General features: G+C 44.2%; 13 protein-coding genes and 1 riboswitch. Of the genes, 10 read left to right on the forward strand and 3 right to left on the reverse strand.

Features of this window, described 5'->3' with window-relative positions:
• The first annotated feature begins 30 nt into the window (after window positions 1-30).
• Window positions 31-127: riboswitch (TPP riboswitch) on the forward strand.
• From NXV01_RS00935 to NXV01_RS00945, 3 genes are read left to right on the forward strand one after another with little or no spacing between them, the layout of a single operon-like run.
• Window positions 128-2,377 (forward strand): TonB-dependent receptor, encoded by a 2,250-nt coding sequence (locus tag NXV01_RS00935; RefSeq protein WP_259021550.1) that lies wholly within the window; start codon window positions 128-130, stop codon window positions 2,375-2,377.
• Between the two features lie 12 nt (window positions 2,378-2,389).
• The gene (gene pnuC / locus NXV01_RS00940; protein WP_148365783.1) at window positions 2,390-2,956 is read left to right on the forward strand and encodes a nicotinamide riboside transporter PnuC; all 567 of its coding nucleotides are present in this window, start codon (window positions 2,390-2,392) and stop codon (window positions 2,954-2,956) included.
• Entirely contained in the window at window positions 2,953-3,579 is a 627-nt protein-coding gene (locus NXV01_RS00945) for a thiamine diphosphokinase (protein ID WP_259021551.1), read from the forward strand. Before pnuC ends, NXV01_RS00945 begins: the two co-directional genes overlap by 4 nt.
• A gap of 132 nt (window positions 3,580-3,711) precedes the next feature.
• Here NXV01_RS00945 and thrC read toward each other — a convergent pair whose 3' ends face one another.
• The 3 genes from thrC to thrA all read right to left on the reverse strand — a co-directional run bounded on the left by thrC (window position 3,712) and on the right by thrA (window position 8,770).
• The gene (thrC, locus tag NXV01_RS00950) at window positions 3,712-5,013 is read right to left on the reverse strand and encodes a threonine synthase (protein WP_099146748.1); all 1,302 of its coding nucleotides are present in this window, start codon (window positions 5,011-5,013) and stop codon (window positions 3,712-3,714) included.
• Window positions 5,014-5,026: 13 nt separating this feature from the next.
• Window positions 5,027-6,235 carry a cofactor-independent phosphoglycerate mutase gene (locus NXV01_RS00955; RefSeq protein ID WP_148365786.1) on the reverse strand — a complete coding sequence of 403 codons (1,209 nt, stop codon included), beginning with the start codon at window positions 6,233-6,235 and terminating at the stop codon, window positions 5,027-5,029.
• 99 nt (window positions 6,236-6,334) lie between these two features.
• A complete protein-coding gene (gene thrA, locus NXV01_RS00960; protein ID WP_148365787.1) occupies window positions 6,335-8,770 on the reverse strand; it encodes a bifunctional aspartate kinase/homoserine dehydrogenase I in 2,436 nt (811 codons plus the stop codon).
• A gap of 401 nt (window positions 8,771-9,171) precedes the next feature.
• Between thrA and NXV01_RS00965 the strand changes: the two genes are divergently transcribed.
• The 7 genes from NXV01_RS00965 to NXV01_RS00995 all read left to right on the forward strand — a co-directional run bounded on the left by NXV01_RS00965 (window position 9,172) and on the right by NXV01_RS00995 (window position 18,265).
• A complete protein-coding gene (locus NXV01_RS00965; RefSeq protein ID WP_195650002.1) occupies window positions 9,172-10,209 on the forward strand; it encodes an asparaginase in 1,038 nt (345 codons plus the stop codon).
• 103 nt (window positions 10,210-10,312) lie between these two features.
• Window positions 10,313-11,512, forward strand: coding sequence for an ATP-binding protein (locus NXV01_RS00970; protein WP_148365789.1), 1,200 nt, complete (start codon window positions 10,313-10,315; stop codon window positions 11,510-11,512).
• A gap of 12 nt (window positions 11,513-11,524) precedes the next feature.
• Entirely contained in the window at window positions 11,525-12,892 is a 1,368-nt protein-coding gene (radA, locus tag NXV01_RS00975) for a DNA repair protein RadA (protein ID WP_008777372.1), read from the forward strand.
• A 59-nt stretch (window positions 12,893-12,951) separates the two neighbouring features.
• The gene (locus tag NXV01_RS00980; protein WP_409012946.1) at window positions 12,952-13,326 is read left to right on the forward strand and encodes a GxxExxY protein; all 375 of its coding nucleotides are present in this window, start codon (window positions 12,952-12,954) and stop codon (window positions 13,324-13,326) included.
• Window positions 13,327-13,371: 45 nt separating this feature from the next.
• The gene (locus tag NXV01_RS00985) at window positions 13,372-15,024 is read left to right on the forward strand and encodes an NAD(P)/FAD-dependent oxidoreductase (RefSeq protein WP_259021552.1); all 1,653 of its coding nucleotides are present in this window, start codon (window positions 13,372-13,374) and stop codon (window positions 15,022-15,024) included.
• 16 nt (window positions 15,025-15,040) lie between these two features.
• A complete protein-coding gene (locus NXV01_RS00990; protein ID WP_148365791.1) occupies window positions 15,041-15,643 on the forward strand; it encodes a LuxR C-terminal-related transcriptional regulator in 603 nt (200 codons plus the stop codon).
• Window positions 15,644-15,799: 156 nt separating this feature from the next.
• Complete coding sequence (locus tag NXV01_RS00995; RefSeq protein ID WP_259021553.1) at window positions 15,800-18,265, forward strand: TonB-dependent receptor; 2,466 nt, start codon at window positions 15,800-15,802, stop codon at window positions 18,263-18,265.
• Window positions 18,266-18,782: the final 517 nt, after the last annotated feature.

Below are 18,782 nucleotides of genomic sequence, written 5' to 3' on the forward strand. Positions count from 1 at the left end.
CCTCCTTCAAAAGCCGTATTTTTGCAGTCGATTCACTGGTAGGGGTGCCTTAACATGACGGGCTGAGAACATACCCATAGAATCTGATCCGGGTAATGCCGGCGTAGAGAACTAATTAATAAGCAAAATGAAAAGAATTGTATGGATGGCCGTCGCCTTATCGGGCGCAGGCATCACTGTTCATGCACAGACGAGTGCAAAGGACAGTATGAGAGTAGTAAACCTGCAAGAGGTGCAGGTAGTATCCACACGTGCCACAGCCAAAACTCCCGTGGCATTCACCAATATAGATAAAGCAGCACTCAAAAAGGTAAACTTCGGACAGGATATCCCCTATCTGCTAAGTATGACTCCTTCCACACTGACCACGTCGGATGCAGGAGCCGGTATTGGCTATACGACGCTTCGCGTACGTGGAACTGATGGCACACGAATCAACATCACGGTAAACGGCATACCGATGAACGATGCCGAAAGCCATAACCTGTTCTGGGTGAATATGCCCGACTTTTCTTCTTCCGTAAAAGATATGCAGGTGCAGCGCGGAGCAGGTACATCAACAAATGGAGCAGGTGCTTTCGGAGCCAGTGTCAATATGCAAACCGAAGGTGCATCTATGAAACCATACGCCGAATTCAATGGTTCATACGGTTCGTTCAACACGCACAAGGAAACAGTGAAAGTGGGAACCGGCTTACTCAATAACCACTGGACGTTTGATGCCCGCCTTTCCAATATCGGTACGGACGGATACATAGACCGTGCTTCGGTGGACTTGAACTCTTACTACCTGCAAGGAGGTTATTTTGCAGAAAACACCTCTGTGAAACTGATTGCATTTGCCGGAAAAGAAAAGACATATCATGCTTGGGGATACGCAACAAAAGAGCAAATGGAAGAATTTGGCAGACGCTACAATCCTTGCGGGGAAATGTACACCGACGCCAACGGCAAAAAACATTATTACGACGACCAAACAGATAATTACTTGCAAAAGAATTATCAACTTCTCTTCAACCATACTTTCTCAACGGATTGGAATCTAAACGTTGCCTTACATTATACCAAAGGTGACGGTTATTACGAAGAGTACAAAGATGACAGATACCTGATAGAATATGGTTTAAAGCCATTTACAATAGATGGAACCGAAATAGCTAAAAGCGATCTAGTCCGTCAAAAGAAGATGGACAACAAATTTGGCGGTGGTGTTTTTTCCCTCAATTACGCAGCCAACAGGCTAAGTGCATCCCTAGGCGGCGGATTAAATCAATACCGGGGCAATAACTTCGGAAAAGTCCCCTGGGTGAAAAATTACGTGGGTACTCTATCGCCCGACCATGAATACTACCGCAACAAATCCAAGAAGACCGATGGCAATATTTATCTGAAAGCAAATTACGATCTTACCAGAGGACTAAGTGCTTATGCCGATCTCCAGTATCGCCACATCAACTATACCATCGACGGAAACAATGATAAATATGACTGGAGCAAGAATGCGCTGCGCCCACTGGCAGTAGACAAAAAGTTCGATTTCTTTAATCCGAAAGTAGGATTAAACTGGAACATTACTTCCAACCATCGTGTCTATGCGTCTTTCTCGGTTGCTCAAAAAGAGCCGACAAGAAACAATTATACGGATGGTGATCCGGATTCGTACCCCAAAGCAGAAAAGCTGCTCGACTATGAAGCGGGATATACCTTCGCCAACCAATGGCTGACGGCAGGTGCAAACTTCTACTACATGGACTATACCGACCAACTGGTTCTGACTGGAGCCTTAAACGATATAGGTGAAGCACTGACCGAAAATGTGCCGGACAGTTATCGCATGGGAATCGAAATCATGCTGGGAATCAAACCGTGCAAATGGTTTCAATGGGACATCAACGCTACATGGAGCAAAAACCGTATTCAGGATTTCGTAGAGAGCCTGCCGGGCTACCACTATAATGACGACGGTAGCTCTACTTCTCTCCCGACTATTCAGATAAAGCATAAAGACACTCGCATTGCTTTCTCACCGGACTTCCTACTCAACAATCGTTTCTCATTCAAATCTAAGGGATTCGAAGCTGCCCTGCAATCACAGTTTGTAAGCAAACAATATATGACAAACGCAGAAGTTGAAGAACTGACTCTTGATAAGTATTTTGTCAGCAACCTCAATCTGGCGTACAGCTTCCACCCCAAGAAAGTACTGAAAGAAGTTACGGTAGGATTTACTGTATACAATCTGTTTAATGAAAAATATGAAAACAACGGCTGGGCGTCAAGTGACTACACCGATACGCTGGAAAATCGGGGAAACTATGCCGGATATGCCGCACAAGCAGGGACAAATGTTATGGGACATGTTTCTTTCCGCTTTTAATCAAACAGAGTTATGGAATTGAATTTTCTGGAAATATTCGGTACGATTGTCGGACTGGTCTACCTTTGGTTAGAGTACCGGGCAAGTATCTACCTTTGGATAGCGGGCATCGTGATGCCTGCCATCTACATCTTCGTATATTACAAAGCCGGATTGTATGCTGACTTTGGCATCAATATCTACTACCTGATAGCTGCCATCTACGGCTGGGTATTCTGGATGTGGGGAGGGGAAAAATCCAAAGATCTTCCTATCATACATACTCCGGGAAAATGTTACTTACCTCTTTTTCTGGTATTCGTCGTTTCTTTCCTCGGTATTGCATGGATACTGATAGCATATACGGATAGCAACGTTCCCTGGCTGGACAGTTTTACTACTGCATTAAGTATTGTCGGCATGTGGATGCTGGCGCGCAAATACATCGAACAATGGTTTGCCTGGATTCTTGTGGATATTGTCTGCTGCGGACTTTATATCTACAAAGACCTTTATTTTACTTCCGCCTTGTACGGACTTTACTCCATTATAGCTATCTTTGGCTACTTTAAGTGGAAAAAATTAATGAGCATACAATGAAATACGAACACTATACTCCCGAAGCCGTGATACTAGCCAATGGCGAATATCCCAGCCATCCTCTTCCCCTGCAAATACTGGAAGAAGCAGAATTCGTGATCTGCTGCGATGGAGCAGCCGATGAATATATCTTACGTGGACATACTCCCAATATTATTATTGGCGACGGAGATTCTCTTTCGCCGGAAAACAAAACACGCTTTTCAGAAATTATCCACCATATAGCCGATCAGGAAACGAATGACCAAACCAAGGCCGTCCACTTCTTACAAGAAAAAGGCTACCGGAAAATAGCTATCGTCGGTGCTACCGGAAAACGGGAAGACCACACATTAGGAAATATCAGTTTGTTGCTAGATTATATGAAAAGCGGTATGGAAGTACGAACCGTTACCGATTATGGTATGTTTATTCCCGCCAAAGACACGCAAGCTTTCGCCTCTCATCCGGGACAGCAAGTTTCTATTTTCAATTTCGGAGCGAAAGGATTGCAAGGAGAGGGACTGGTTTATCCTCTTAGTGATTTTACGAATTGGTGGCAAGGAACGCTTAATGAAGCAACAGCTAATGAGTTTACTGTTCATTGTACGGGAGAATATTTAGTGTTCCTAGCTTCTATATAAACGATATGGCAATTACCCGGTTTATGCCACCCTATTGTCACAACTGTGCCACCTTGTTGGCACGACCGTGACACTTCGATGGCACAACCGTGCCAACAAGGTGGCACAAATTCATTCATAGGAAGAAGAGGATTAAAGCGTCAACAAGTACTTCTTGAAGTCCGCAAAGTCTTTTGTCATTTGCAAACTTTTCTTCTCGCCTTTCATAAATTCCTGCAATTTGGCAGGGATTTCTACCGCTTCTCCAATAATACTTTCCACTGTTTCGAGGAATTTGGCAGGATGAGCCGTTTCAAGGAATACACCTGTTTCTCCCTCTTTCAAACCTTCTACCAACGCACGATACCCACAAGCACCATGAGGATCAAGGAGATAATGATGTTCTTTCCAAGTTTCTTTCACCGTTTCACGGATTTGCTCATCGGTATAAGTTGTTCCTGAAATCTCGGCAGAGATATCAGCATGTGAACCGCTATATAAATCAAGTACGCGGGCAAAGTTACTCGGATCGCCTACGTCCATAGCATTAGCAATCGTTGCGACAGACGGACGGGGATTGTACTTACCTGTTTGCAGGTATTGATAGAAAATATCGTTGCGGTTATTGGCAGCAATGAAACGCTTCACAGGCAATCCCATCTTCTTACCAAACAATCCGGCGGTGATATTTCCGAAGTTTCCACTAGGCACACAGATCACGGCATTATCGGCTTTTCCGGCACGTTTCAACTGTGCATAAGCATAGAAATAATAGAATGCCTGCGGCAGGAAACGGGCTACGTTGATGGAGTTGGCAGAAGTCAATGAAAGGTGTTCATTCAATTCTTTATCCATGAAAGCAGATTTCACCAATGCCTGGCAATCATCAAACGTTCCGTCCACTTCGAGCGCAGTGATATTCTGTCCGAGCGTAGTGAATTGCTTCTCCTGTATTTCGCTCACTTTTCCTTTCGGATAAAGCACATACACATGAATACCTTCCACACCGAGGAAGCCGTTGGCAACAGCACTTCCCGTATCACCGGAAGTAGCTACCAATACATTGACATTCTTCTGTCCTTCTTTCTTAATGAAGTATCCCAAGAGACGTGCCATGAAACGACCGCCTACATCTTTAAATGCTAACGTCGGTCCGTGGAATAGTTCAAGTGAGTAGATGTTATCTGCCACCTTAACCAAAGGTACATCGAAACTTAATGTATCATATACAATCTGTTTCAGCGTATCGGCAGGAATATCCTCACCGAAGAAAGCATCGGCTACGCGATAAGCAATTTCCTGAAAGGATAAACTATCAATCGTATCGTAAAAGTCCTGTGGAAGAGGTTTGATAGACATAGGCATAAACAGCCCTTTGTCGGCAGCAAGCCCTTTTACCACCGCTTCTTGCAGTGAGGCAACAGGTGCTTGTTTATTCGTACTATAATATTTCATAATCTGTGGTGACTTATTTCATGAATTCTTTTATAAACTCGTCTTCTTTCAGAAGTCCGTAACTACCGTTGCAAGCGGCTACTTCATCATACGTCTGCACTTCGTCCGGCTCGATACCCGGATACCAGATAAGGAACGGAATGGGATCGGATGTATGGGTACGAAGCTCACAGGGAGTAGGATGATCGGGCAATACAGCGATGGCTACCGGTTCGTCCCAATCTTTCACTGCTTCGTAGATAGGACCTACGGCACGTTTATCGAGATTCTCGATAGTGAGAAGTTTCAAGTCGATGTCTCCCTCGTGTCCGGCTTCATCACTGGCTTCGATATGCAGATAAACAAAATCATCCGTCTTCAATGCTTCCAAGGCAGCGGCCACTTTGTTTTCGTAGTTCGTATTATAAAGTCCGGTGGCTCCCTCTACTGCGATGCGACGTAAATCAGCATAGTAACCGATTCCGTTTATCAGATCGACAGCCGAGATGACTGCTCCTTTCTTTACCTGCGGGAAAGTCTCGGAGAAAGTAGGCATCTGCGGACGGTAACCGGGGCTCCAAGGCCAAATACTGTTCGCAGGATCTTTACCTTCTGCCATACGTTTCAGGTTCAACGGATGATCTTTCAGCAGTTCCTGTGATTTCAGAATCAGGTCGTTAATCAGATCTGCTGTTTCTTGCGCTTCCGGAACCAATGGTTTTACCATTAACGGACGGAAAGGTTTCAAAGGTACATCATGCGGAGGTGTACAATCCAGTTCTTTATTACCTCCCTTGATAACCAACAGATGGCGGTACTGAACTCCTGTGTGGAAACGTACGCGGTCATTGCCCAGTTTTTCTTGCAGATATTGAATCAATACATCCGCTTCTTCCGTAGATATATGTCCGGAGGAGTGATTCTTCAGAATTTCTCCTTCCACACAAATCAAATTACAGCGCATTGCCATCTCGCCCGGTTTCAGATCCACACCGATACTGGCAGCTTCCAGCGGTCCGCGACCTTCATATACCTTTGGCAAATTATATCCCAACACGGACATATTGGCAACTTCACTACCCGGATGGAAACCTTCCGCCACAGTAATCAGGCGGCCGTTACGTCCCATGCGGGCTAGCTTATCCATATAAGGCGTCTTTGCATATTGCAGGAGCGTCTTGTCCCCTAATGACTTCACAGGCCAATCGGCCATTCCGTCTCCCAATATGATGATATGCTTCATAAATTGAAAATTGAGAATTGAGAATTAAAAAATGAAAGAAAGCCTAAGATCCGTTTCGGAATGGTATTTCTCAATTTTTAATTCTCAATTTTTAATTTATTAAACGTTTGCGATGCTCATGATGTCGGCAAATACTCCGGCAGCCGTTACGCCGGCACCGGCACCGTATCCTTGAATCATCATCGGATATTCTTTATAGCGTTCCGTAGTGAGCAGGATAATATTGTTACTGCCTTCCAGGCCGTAGAACGGATGGTTGGCTCCTACTTCCTGCAGGCCGACGGAGGCTTTTCCATTCTCCAGTTTGGCAACGAAGCGCCAGTGTTTGTTTTCTTTTTCCAATACCTGGCGACGGGCTTCAAAGTCTGCATCGAGACTTGGAACACGTTTCCAGAAATCTTCGAGAGAACCTTCGAAGAAGTCATTCGGTACAAAGAGGTTCTTTTCAACATCTTCCTGTTCCAGACGGTATCCGGCTTCACGTGCCAGAATCACTAATTTACGGATCACATCTTTTCCACTCAAGTCAATGCGTGGGTCCGGTTCAGAGTAGCGTTCTTCCTGTGCCATTTTGATGGTACGGCTGAAAGGAATATCGGCACTGATTTTATTAAATATATAGTTCAGCGTACCGGAAAGCACCGCTTCAATCTTCAGAATCTTGTCACCGCTATGAATCAGGTCATTAATTGTATTGATGATCGGAAGACCTGCACCTACGTTGGTTTCGAACAGATACTTCACACCACGTTGGCGGGCAATCGTTTTCAGTTCACGGTAGTTTTCATAAGCGGAAGAAGCCGCAATCTTGTTGGCTGCTACCACAGAGATATTGTGTTGCAGGAAATCTTTGTAAAGCGATGCTATGTCAGCACTGGCCGTACAGTCTACAAATACGGAATTAAAGATATTCATTCCGATAATCTCGTCGCGGATGGTTTGCAGGCTGCTGTCCTTGCCCTTTTCCAGCAGTTCTTCACGGAAGTTGGCAAGGTCGAAACCTTCACGGCTGAACATTGCCTTGGAGGCATCAATGATACCTACCACATGAAGTTTCAGTCCGTTTTCCATCATCAGCTTCTGTTGCTGGCAACGAATCTGTTCTACCAAGCTGCCACCTACCGTACCGACACCACAAATAAAGAGGTTCAATACCTGATATTCGGAGAGGAAGAAAGAGTCGTGGATTACGTTCAATGATTTACGCAAGGATTTGAAATCGACAACAAAAGAGATATTGGTTTCCGAAGCTCCCTGTGCGCAAGCGATAACGTTGATACCATTACGTCCCAGTGTACCGAAAAGTTTACCTGCGATACCCGGTGTATGTTTCATGTTCTCACCTACGATAGCCACTGTTGCCAGATTTCTTTCCGCCAGAATCGGAGAAATCTCGCCCATCTCTATCTCTTTCGCAAATTCCTCGTTCAGCACTTCACAAGCCAGGTCGGCATCGGCATTACGCACACCGATAGAAGTACTGTTTTCCGAGGAAGCCTGTGACACGAGGAATACGCTGATTCCATTTTTTGCCAATGCTTTAAAGATACGGTAGTTCACACCGATCACACCTACCATGCCAAGCCCTTGAACAGTAATCAGGCTTGTGTCGTTGATGGAGGAAATACCCTTGATAGCCTTGCTCTGCGGGTTGGAAACTTCTTGTTTGATAACCGTTCCCACTCCATCCGGGTTGAATGTATTCTTTATTAGAATAGGGATATTCTTGTGACATACGGGATAGATAGTCGGCGGATAAACCACCTTTGCGCCGAAGTTACAAAGTTCGGTCGCTTCTACGTAACTCAATTCCGTAATGGTATAAGCAGTCGAAATGACACGCGGATCAGCCGTCATAAATCCGTCTACGTCTGTCCAGATTTCCAGGCTTGCCGCATCCAGCGCCGCAGCAATAATGGCAGCCGTATAGTCCGAGCCACCGCGTCCGAGGTTTGTTACATCCCCTGTTGTTTTATCCGAAGAGATGAATCCCGGTACCAGTGCTACTTTAGGAATAGAATGGAAAGCCTCTTTCACCAATTTATTAGTCAATTCTGTATCCAACGTGTGCTTGCTATGTTTTCTTTCCGTCTTGATAAAAGTGCGCGAATCAAACCATTTTGCTCCCTCAATCAGTTCGGTGACGATGATCGATGAAAGGCGTTCACCATAGCTGACGATTGTATCCGAAGTCTTCGGAGAAAGGTCTTTAATCAGGTAAATTCCCTGAAAGATATCCTTCAATTCGTTCAGCAGCTCGCCAACCTGACGTTGCAACGATACTTGCTTTTCTCCGGCAGGAATCACCTCCTTAATCATCTCCACATGACGGTAAACGATTTCGCGGAACTCACCCTCATAGGCTGAATCTCCCACTGCCGCCATCTTCGATGTATTTATCAATTTGTCAGTGATGCCTCCCAATGCGGAAACAACTACGATTACCGGCTCATTTGCCGACTCTACAATTCTCTTTACGCTTAAAATGCTGTTCACGGAACCTACGGATGTTCCGCCGAATTTCATTACTTTCATGAAGATACTTATTTAAATGCAATGTCCTGCAGTTTGCTTTTTACAGAACGATTGGTTGTTTACGAATAAAATTGAATTTGAATTTTGCCTGCTTATACAAGCGTGAATCACGTAGATACACAAAAACTATCCATTAACCCCTAAGGGTCATGGTACACATGGATGTGACTGTATGCGGATAGTACTTCATCATAGTCCTTGTTTCTACTCTTGTTTTTGATAAGTGTCGCAAAAGTAATAATAAAAACGTTCAATCTATCACTTTTTTCGGTTTTTTTCTGATAAAAAGAATCTTCCACCTTTTCTTTATCCGGTCATTCGCCTTTACTTTTATGACATTTTGTTACTTATTTATCAAATCTATTCTTATATTTGCGAAAACAATCGCACAAAATCAGCTTATGAACCCATTAAATACTTCCGTATTGTTAATATACACCGGTGGAACAATTGGTATGATTGAGAATGCCGCGACAGGTGCTCTGGAGAACTTTAACTTCGAGCAACTGCAAAAGTATATCCCCGAACTGCAAAAGTTCAATTTCCCAATTGACACCTATCAGTTTGATCCCCCGATGGATTCGTCGGATATGGAACCGGATATGTGGCGGAAGCTGGTACGCATTATTCATGACAACTACAATCGTTACCACGGCTTCGTCATCCTGCACGGAACGGACACGATGGCTTATACCGCTTCCGCACTAAGTTTTATGCTGGAAGGATTGGATAAACCTGTTATCCTCACAGGCTCACAGCTTCCCATCGGCGTACTCCGCACGGACGGAAAGGAAAATCTGATGACCAGTATCGAGATTGCCATCGCACAAAACAAGGAAGGAAGGGCGCTAGTGCCGGAAGTATGCATCTTCTTTGAAAATCACCTGATGCGGGGAAACCGTACGACAAAGATGAATGCGGAAAACTTCAACGCGTTCCGTTCTTTCAATTATCCGGTATTGGCGGAAGCGGGAATCCATATTAAATATAATAATGTGCAGATTCACGGAAATGGGGAAGAGCGGGAATTGAAACCGCACTATTTGCTGGATACCAATATAGTGGTACTGAAGCTCTTTCCGGGCATCCAGGAAAATGTAATTGCCACCATTCTGGGGATTGAAGGTTTAAAGGCGGTGGTGCTCGAAACATACGGCTCGGGGAATGCTCCCCGGAAGGAATGGTTTATACGCCGGCTCTGTCAGGCGAGTGAGCGTGGAATTGTGATTGTCAACGTGACACAATGCAGCGCAGGAATGGTAGAAATGGAACGTTACGAAACGGGATATCAGTTGTTGCAGGCAGGCGTTGTCTCCGGATATGACAGTACAACGGAATCGGCAGTCACCAAATTAATGTTCTTACTGGGACATGGATATACCCCGGATGAGGTACGCGACCGGATGAACCGTTCGATAGCAGGAGAGATAACGCTGTAAATCTTCTATTTGTTTTATGCGTTGAACAGATTTAATCTGAATTTGTTTTGCACGTTGAACAAATTATGTCTATTTTTGTCTTCCATAGAAAACATATTAAGATATGGATACACTCATCAGAAGATACAAAAGGCTATTAACGGCTACTTCTACCGCATATATCAGGAGCTTGATGGATACAATCAACTGGGATAATCGCCTGATTGCTATCCGAGGAGCCCGTGGAGTCGGGAAAACGACTTTAATGCTTCAATACTTAAAACTTCATTATGCGAATGATAGCCAAAGTGCCTTATATACGAGTTTGGACAGTCTATATTTCACGCAACATTCTCTTAGCGAACTTGCCGAACAGTTTTACCTGAAAGGAGGAAAGTGCCTCTTTCTGGACGAAGTACACAAATATCCGTCGTGGAGCAAAGAAATCAAAAACATATATGATGAGTTTCCTGAACTGAAAATAGTATTTACCGGTTCATCCTTACTACAACTTCTGAATGCGGAAGCCGACTTATCCCGCCGATGCATATCATATAATATGCAGGGGCTATCCTACCGTGAATATCTGCACTTATTCCATCAGATTCAAATCCGCCCTTATACACTGGAAGAGATACTGGACAACAGTGATGGAATCTGTAATGCAGTAAATTCCCAATGCCGCCCTCTTGCCTATTTTGAAGATTATTTGAAACATGGATACTATCCTTTTTATCTGGAAGGAAATGCGGAATACTATACACGCATCGAAAATATAGCAAACCTGATACTTGAAATCGAACTTCCACAGCAATGTGGAGTGGATATCAGTAACGTACGTAAACTAAAAAGCCTGCTGGGAATCCTCTCCTCCGAAGTGCCCTTTATGGTGGATATCACCAAACTTTCCGCCATGGCGGAACTTTCACGGACTACTATTCTGGCTTATCTACAATATCTGGACAGGGCTAAATTAATCCACCTTCTTTATTCGGATAATGATTCTATCAAGAAACTACAAAAGCCGGATAAGATTTATATGGAAAATACCAACCTGCTTTATGCATTGACCTTTAAGGATGTAAACAAAAGTACATTGAGAGAAGTGTTCATGGTAAACCAACTCTCCTATCAACATCGTGTGGAATATTGCACACGCAGTGCAGACTATACAATAGACAGCAAATATACGATAGAAGTCGGAGGAAAAAGTAAAGACGGGAAACAGATAGCCAATAGTCAGCAGGGATTTATCGCTGCAGATGATATTGAATATTCCGCCGGAAACAAGATTCCACTTTGGACATTCGGATTTTTATATTGAAGGAGTAAGAATATGGCAAAAGAGAAAACCGTATATGTATGCAGTAATTGCGGACAGGATTCACCGAAATGGGTGGGTAAATGTCCGTCGTGTGGAGAATGGAATACGTATGTTGAGGAAATCGTACGGAAAGAACCCACTAACCGCCGTCCGGTGTCGGGCATTGAAACACAGAAGCCCAAGCCACTGGCGCTTAGCGACATAGAGGCAGACGATGAACCACGCATCAATATGCACGATGATGAACTGAATCGTGTATTGGGGGGCGGACTTGTACAGGGTTCTCTTGTCTTGATAGGCGGCGAACCGGGAATCGGTAAATCGACGCTCGTCATGCAGACCGTACTGCACATGCCGGAAAAGAAGATTCTTTATGTATCCGGTGAAGAGAGTGCACGACAGCTGAAACTTCGTGCCGACCGTCTCTCTGACACTTCCAGCGATTGCCTGATCGTTTGCGAGACTTCACTCGAACAGATTTATGTGCATATCAAGAATACGAATCCCGATTTAGTGATTATCGACTCTATACAGACTATTTCCACCGAAAGTATCGAATCGTCTCCCGGAAGTATAGCGCAAGTCAGAGAGTGTTCGGCGTCCATTCTTCGTTTTGCGAAAGAAACGCATACGCCTGTATTGCTGATCGGACACATTAATAAGGAAGGAAGTATTGCAGGACCTAAAGTGCTGGAACATATCGTAGATACCGTTCTTCAATTTGAAGGCGACCAACATTATATGTATCGTATTCTACGCAGTATCAAGAATCGTTTCGGTAGTACGGCAGAATTAGGTATTTATGAAATGCGTCAGGATGGGTTGCGCCAAGTGAGTAATCCTTCCGAACTTTTGCTAAGTCAGGATCATGAAGGGATGAGCGGGGTAGCCATTGCTTCCGCCATTGAGGGGATTCGACCGTTCTTGATTGAGACACAGGCTTTGGTAAGCTCTGCAGTCTACGGAAATCCGCAACGTTCGGCAACCGGTTTCGATTTGAGAAGAATGAATATGCTGCTGGCTGTTCTCGAAAAGCGCGTGGGATTTAAGTTGGCACAGAAAGATGTGTTTCTGAATATTGCCGGAGGACTGAAAGTGAATGATCCGGCTATCGACCTGCCGGTGATCAGTGCGATCCTTTCTTCCAATATGGATGCAGCCATTGAACCGGAAGTTTGCATGGCGGGAGAAATCGGTCTGTCGGGAGAGATACGTCCTGTGAATCGGATTGAGCAGCGTATCGGTGAGGCTGAAAAGTTAGGTTTCAAACGTTTCTTGTTGCCGAAATATAATCTGCAGGGGATTGATACTCAAAAGCTTAAGATTGAATTAGTGCCGGTGAGGAAAGTGGAAGAGGCGTTCAGGGCTTTATTCGGTTAGATTCACCACAGAGGACACTGAGGACACAGAGGAGTGATTAATCAAGTAAGTAAATGATGATAGAAGATATTAATAATTTAACGAGTAGAGTGCTGGGATTAGCTTTTGAGGTGCATACTCAATTGGGAGCAGGTTTGCTTGAAAGTACATACGAGAGCTGCTTATTTTATGAATTGAGAGCAAACTCCATAGATGTAGAAAGGCAAAAGAAATTACCTATAATCTATAAAGGAACCCAATTAGATACAGATTACAGAATAGATTTGTTGATAGATAATCAACTCATTATAGAACTGAAAAGCGTGGAAACACTGCAACCGGTACATTCTGCCCAATTACTAACGTACATGAAACTTAGTAACCTGAAATATGGATTATTACTAAATTTCAATGTACCCCATTTAAAACAAGGAATCAAACGTTTTATTATCTAAAAAATTAAACTCTGTGACCTCTGTGTCCTCTGTGGTAAAAAATATATGATACAAGAATACCAACTCCGTATACTTCCCGAAATTGCTGCAAACGAACAGAAATTAAAGGAATATCTTTCTAAAGAAAAAGGTCTGAATCTGCGTGACATCACCGCTACCCGAATTTTGAAACGGAGTATTGACGCACGCCAGCGGACTATCTTCGTCAATCTGAAGGTGAGGGCATACATCAAGGAAATGCCGCAAGAAGATGAGTACGAACATACTATATATAATAATGTAGAGGGAAAACCGCAAGTGATTGTCGTTGGCGCAGGTCCCGGCGGGCTATTCGCTGCCTTACGCCTCGTTGAACTCGGATTACGTCCTATTGTCATCGAACGTGGAAAAGACGTGCGCGAACGTAAGAAAGATCTGGCACAAATCAGCAGGGAACACACTGTTGATCCGGAATCGAATTACAGTTTCGGAGAAGGAGGTGCAGGAGCTTATTCGGATGGGAAACTCTATACCCGGAGCAAGAAGAGAGGAAATGTAGATAAGATTCTGAATGTATTTTGCCAGCATGGAGCTTCGACTTCGATATTGGTGGATGCGCATCCGCATATCGGAACAGACAAATTGCCACGTGTCATTGAAAATATGCGGAATACCATTATCGAATGTGGCGGAGAAGTACATTTCCAGACACGAATGGATGCATTGATTATTGAGAACGGTGAAGTCAAAGGTATCGAAACAAATACAGGAAAGACCTTTCTCGGACCTGTGATACTGGCAACCGGACATTCGGCAAGAGATGTATATCGTTGGCTGGCTGCCAATAATGTGACGATTGAGGCGAAAGGAATCGCTGTCGGAGTACGTCTGGAACATCCGGCAATGTTGATCGATCAAATACAATACCATAATAAGAATGGACGGGGCAAATACCTGCCCGCTGCAGAATACAGCTTTGTAACACAGGCAGAAGGCAGAGGAGTATATAGTTTCTGTATGTGTCCCGGAGGTTTCATCGTTCCTGCCGCCAGCGGACCGGAACAAGTGGTAGTAAACGGAATGTCTCCTGCCAACCGTGGGTCACGGTGGAGCAATTCGGGAATGGTAGTGGAAATCCAACCGGAAGATTTGGAAAATGAAGAATTAAAAATGAGGAATGAAGAGTTGGCTGCGAAACAAGATGAGCAGCTAATGGCACTGAATCCGAATTTGAAAAGTTCACAACTTTCAGAGATTAATTCACAGTTACTATCTGTTCTTCACTTTCAAGAGGAATTGGAACGTCAATGCTGGTTGCAGGGAGGCAGACGACAGACTGCTCCGGCACAACGCATGCTGGATTTTACCCGCAAGAAATTGAGTTACGATCTGCCCGAGTCATCCTATAGTCCGGGATTGATTTCGTCTCCACTTCATTTCTGGATGCCATCATTTATTAATAAAAGGCTATCTCTTGGTTTCCAACAATTCGGACGCAGCAGTCACGGGTTCCTGACAAATGAGGCAGTAATGATTGGTGTGGAGACACGAACTTCTTCTCCCGTTCGTATCATACGCGATAAGGATACTCTGCAACATGTCACCGTTCGCGGATTATTTCCTTGCGGAGAAGGCGCAGGCTATGCCGGAGGAATTGTGTCTGCCGGGGTAGACGGCGAACGATGTGCAGAAGCAGTAGCCAACTATTTCAATCATTAATAAAAACTAGACTAAAATGAATTATCAACCCGAAATAGCAATTATAGAAGCAAACACATTGACCTCTCTCGGTCTGAAAGGAATCTTGGAGGAAATGATTCCTATGGCGACCATACGGACTTTCCATCACTTCAGCGAACTGATGGACGATACTCCGGATATGTATGCCCACTATTTCATTTCCGCACAGATTTACGTGGAGCACAATGCTTTCTTTCTCCCCCGGAAACGAAAAACGATTGTATTGGCAAGCGACAGTCCGCAATTCCAACTGTCCGGCGTACCTGTACTCAACATTCACGAATCCGAAGAAGAGCTGGTAAAAAATATATTGAAACTTCACCAACATGCTCACCACGACGGTTATCCGGTAAAAGATATGCCGCCCATGCCTCCGATGCAGCCTCATCAGGAAATTCTATCCGCCCGTGAAATAGAAGTGCTCGTACTGATAACCAAAGGATTAATCAACAAAGAAATAGCAGATAAACTGAATATCAGCCTGACTACCGTTATCACTCACCGAAAAAATATCACGGAGAAATTAGGCATTAAGTCCGTCTCCGGGCTGACTATTTATGCTGTAATGAACGGATATATCGAAGCCGACCGAATCTGATTCACCACAGAGGACGCAGAGGACACAGAGGATATAAAATTTAAGAATCATACCTTCGTGTCCTCTGCGTCCTCTGTGGTGAATCAAATCCTAATAAATGAGGATTGACCGTCATCTATATTTGCCGTTACTTTGCACCAGATAAATTAACAGCAGATGAAGACAAAGAAGATTATGATTGCCCTCATGCTCCTGACGACAGGGACAGCATGGGCTGAAGATTTCCCCAAAGACTCACTAAAAATAGTAGACATCGAAGAGGTGGTAGTGATTGCTACTCCGAAAGAAAACCGTAAACTGCGTGATCTGCCGGTAGCCGCCACCGTCTTATCACAGGAGAATATGCGCGCCAACCAGGTAAATTCCGTAAAGAACCTGACAGGTATTGTTCCCAATCTGTTTATCCCTGACTACGGTTCCAAACTGACTACTTCGATTTATATCCGCGGAATCGGCTCACGCATCAATACTCCGTCCGTAGGACTTTATGTAGACAATATCCCTTATATCGACAAATCCGCTTTCGACTTCAACTATGCTGATATCGAACGTATTGATATTCTTCGCGGGCCACAAGGTACCCTCTACGGACGTAACACGATGGGAGGACTTATCAAGGTGCACACAAAATCGCCTTTCACTTATCAAGGTACCGATATTCGCATGGGAGCAGCAACTTACAATAATTATAACGTTTCACTCACCCATTATCACCGTATATCCGACCGCTTTGCTTTTTCTACCGGAGGTTTCTACGAACACACGGGCGGCTTCTTTGAAAACTCTGCACGGAACAATGAAAAAGTCGACAAAAGCAACGCCGGAGGCGGACGTTTTCGTGGGATTTACCTGCCGACATCTAATCTGAAAATAGACATGACCGTGAACTATGAATATAGCGACCAGGGCGGGTATCCGTACTACTATACCGGGATTACTCAAAACGGCATAGCCAAAGCTAAAGAAAAGGGTAAAGAAATTACAGAGGACCGGGCAGACTACATCGGTAAAATTTCATATAACGACCGCAGCAGTTACCGCCGTGGATTGCTCAATTCTGGTGTCAACATCGAATATCAAGCCTGTAACTTTATATTGAGTGCCGCGACAGGTTATCAGAACCTGAATGACCGTATGTTCCTCGATCAGGACTTCACAGAAAGAGATATCTTTAATATCGAGCAAAAGCAAAGGGCAAATACCATTTCCGAAGAAATTGTCTTGAAAGCCAAACCCGGAAAGAGATGGCAATGGACTACGGGAGCTTTCGGATTCTACCAATGGCTACATACCACAGGTCCCGTTCTGTTCAAAGAAGAAGGAGTGAAAACGATGATTGAAAACAACGCCAATTCCGCTTTTGAAGAGATTGCCTCCAAACCCGGTGCACCTACTATGGGAATGACCGTACATAACCCGACACTAAGTGTAGGAGGAACCTTCGATACCCCGACTCTTAGCGGCGCACTTTATCATCAGTCTACTTTCAACAACCTATTTATCGAAGGACTGTCCGTTACAGCGGGACTCCGACTCGATTACGAAAAGATCAGTATGAAGTACAATTCCCTTAGTACTCCTGTAGACTTTGGCTTTGATTTTCACTTAGCTATGGGTCCCAACTCAATAAACTTGTCCGATCAGAATATGAAAGCTCCGGCCTCTTTCGTAGGCAAGCTATCGACTGACTATGTACAACTTCTCCCTAAATTCGCTATTCAATATGAATGGAAGAACCAAAATAATGTGTATGCCACCGTTACCCGGGGATATCGTTCGGGAGGATATAATATCCAGATGTTCTCTGACTTATCACAAACAGAGTTGACCAACTCGATGATGAATGCCATTAAAGAAAGTCCGACAATAGGGCAAGATGCCACATGGGGGGCAACCATCATAAAAATGATGGACCAAATGGTACCAACCAAAGAGATTAATGTAAAAACGTCTACTACGTACAAACCCGAATATTCGTGGAACTACGAAGTGGGCAGTCATCTTACGTTGTGGGAAGGTAGGCTTTGGGCTGATCTTGCAGCATTTTATATGGACACCCGCGACCAACAACTCTCTCAATTTGCAGAAAGCGGTTTGGGACGTATTACCATCAATGCGGGAAAAAGCCGTAGTTATGGTGCAGAAGCATCTCTTCGTGCCAGCGTGACTAAAGAACTTAGTCTGAATGCCAGTTACGGATATACCTATGCCACCTTTACTGATTATGTAATTACAGAAGGACAAAAAGATGGCAGTTCCAAAGTAACTGCGGATTATAATGGCAAATATGTCCCTTTCGTTCCCAAGCATACATTAAATATCGGTGGAGAATATGCGATCACCTGCAGCCCACGTTCTATCTTCGACCGGGTTGTGCTCCAAGCGAACTATAATGCTGCCGGACGTATCTACTGGACTGAACAAAACGACGTCAGCCAATCCTTCTATGGCACGCTCAACTGGAGAACGAATCTGGAAATCGGTGATGCAATGATTAGTTTCTGGGCACGCAACTTCCTGAATAAAGACTATGCGGCCTTCTATTTCGAAACAATGAACAAAGGTTTCATGCAGAAAGGACGCCCAATGCAATTTGGAGTAGATCTTCGCTGCCGCTTCTAATCATTTTTACTCATAAGGATATTATTTAGTCTTTTTATTGTCAGCCAAAGGTTTTTATCCATACAGAGCAATGATTTTCAGCACATTAACGGCTGACAATAAGCGCTGACAATAACCAAAAACAGGCTGACAATAAAAGATTCGGACTTTTATTGTCAGCCTGTCTCTTTGTAGATTAACAGCATAGAATACGGGATAGAAGAACGTATGTCCCTATGAAGTTTGCATTATAAAGCCGTTATACTTAATTTACCCAATCGGTATTGTTCTGTCAGACCTACGCTATCCTTAACTCTCCACAGCCGTGGTCGCATCTCTCCACGGCCGTGGGAGGATCTCGTCACGACTGTGGGAAGAAGTTACCACGGCCGTGGGAAGGTAAAGATAGCGGCACCTTACCACAACTATACCGACACCTTACCGGAACTTTATCAATGCTTCGGCATTAGTTTACCTACTGCTTGCTATCAGTTTGCTTATACCTAAGACTGCTTCGTTCATCATCCAACGTACCTGA

The organism is Bacteroides sp. BFG-606, from assembly GCF_024788145.1.
Classification (GTDB): domain Bacteria; phylum Bacteroidota; class Bacteroidia; order Bacteroidales; family Bacteroidaceae; genus Bacteroides; species Bacteroides vicugnae.

Excerpts from the sequence above, each read along its gene's own strand:
- NXV01_RS00985 (WP_259021552.1), top strand. The coding sequence starts at position 13,372 with ATGATACAAGAATACCAACTCCGTATACTTCCCGAAATTGCTGCAAAC.
- NXV01_RS00955 (WP_148365786.1), bottom strand. The coding sequence starts at position 6,235 with ATGAAGCATATCATCATATTGGGAGACGGAATGGCCGATTGGCCTGTG.
- NXV01_RS00945 (WP_259021551.1), top strand. The coding sequence starts at position 2,953 with ATGAAATACGAACACTATACTCCCGAAGCCGTGATACTAGCCAATGGC.
- pnuC (WP_148365783.1), top strand. The coding sequence starts at position 2,390 with ATGGAATTGAATTTTCTGGAAATATTCGGTACGATTGTCGGACTGGTC.
- NXV01_RS00990 (WP_148365791.1), top strand. The coding sequence starts at position 15,041 with ATGAATTATCAACCCGAAATAGCAATTATAGAAGCAAACACATTGACC.
- NXV01_RS00935 (WP_259021550.1), top strand. The coding sequence starts at position 128 with ATGAAAAGAATTGTATGGATGGCCGTCGCCTTATCGGGCGCAGGCATC.
- NXV01_RS00965 (WP_195650002.1), top strand. The coding sequence starts at position 9,172 with ATGAACCCATTAAATACTTCCGTATTGTTAATATACACCGGTGGAACA.
- thrA (WP_148365787.1), bottom strand. The coding sequence starts at position 8,770 with ATGAAAGTAATGAAATTCGGCGGAACATCCGTAGGTTCCGTGAACAGC.
- thrC (WP_099146748.1), bottom strand. The coding sequence starts at position 5,013 with ATGAAATATTATAGTACGAATAAACAAGCACCTGTTGCCTCACTGCAA.
- NXV01_RS00970 (WP_148365789.1), top strand. The coding sequence starts at position 10,313 with ATGGATACACTCATCAGAAGATACAAAAGGCTATTAACGGCTACTTCT.
- radA (WP_008777372.1), top strand. The coding sequence starts at position 11,525 with ATGGCAAAAGAGAAAACCGTATATGTATGCAGTAATTGCGGACAGGAT.
- NXV01_RS00995 (WP_259021553.1), top strand. The coding sequence starts at position 15,800 with ATGAAGACAAAGAAGATTATGATTGCCCTCATGCTCCTGACGACAGGG.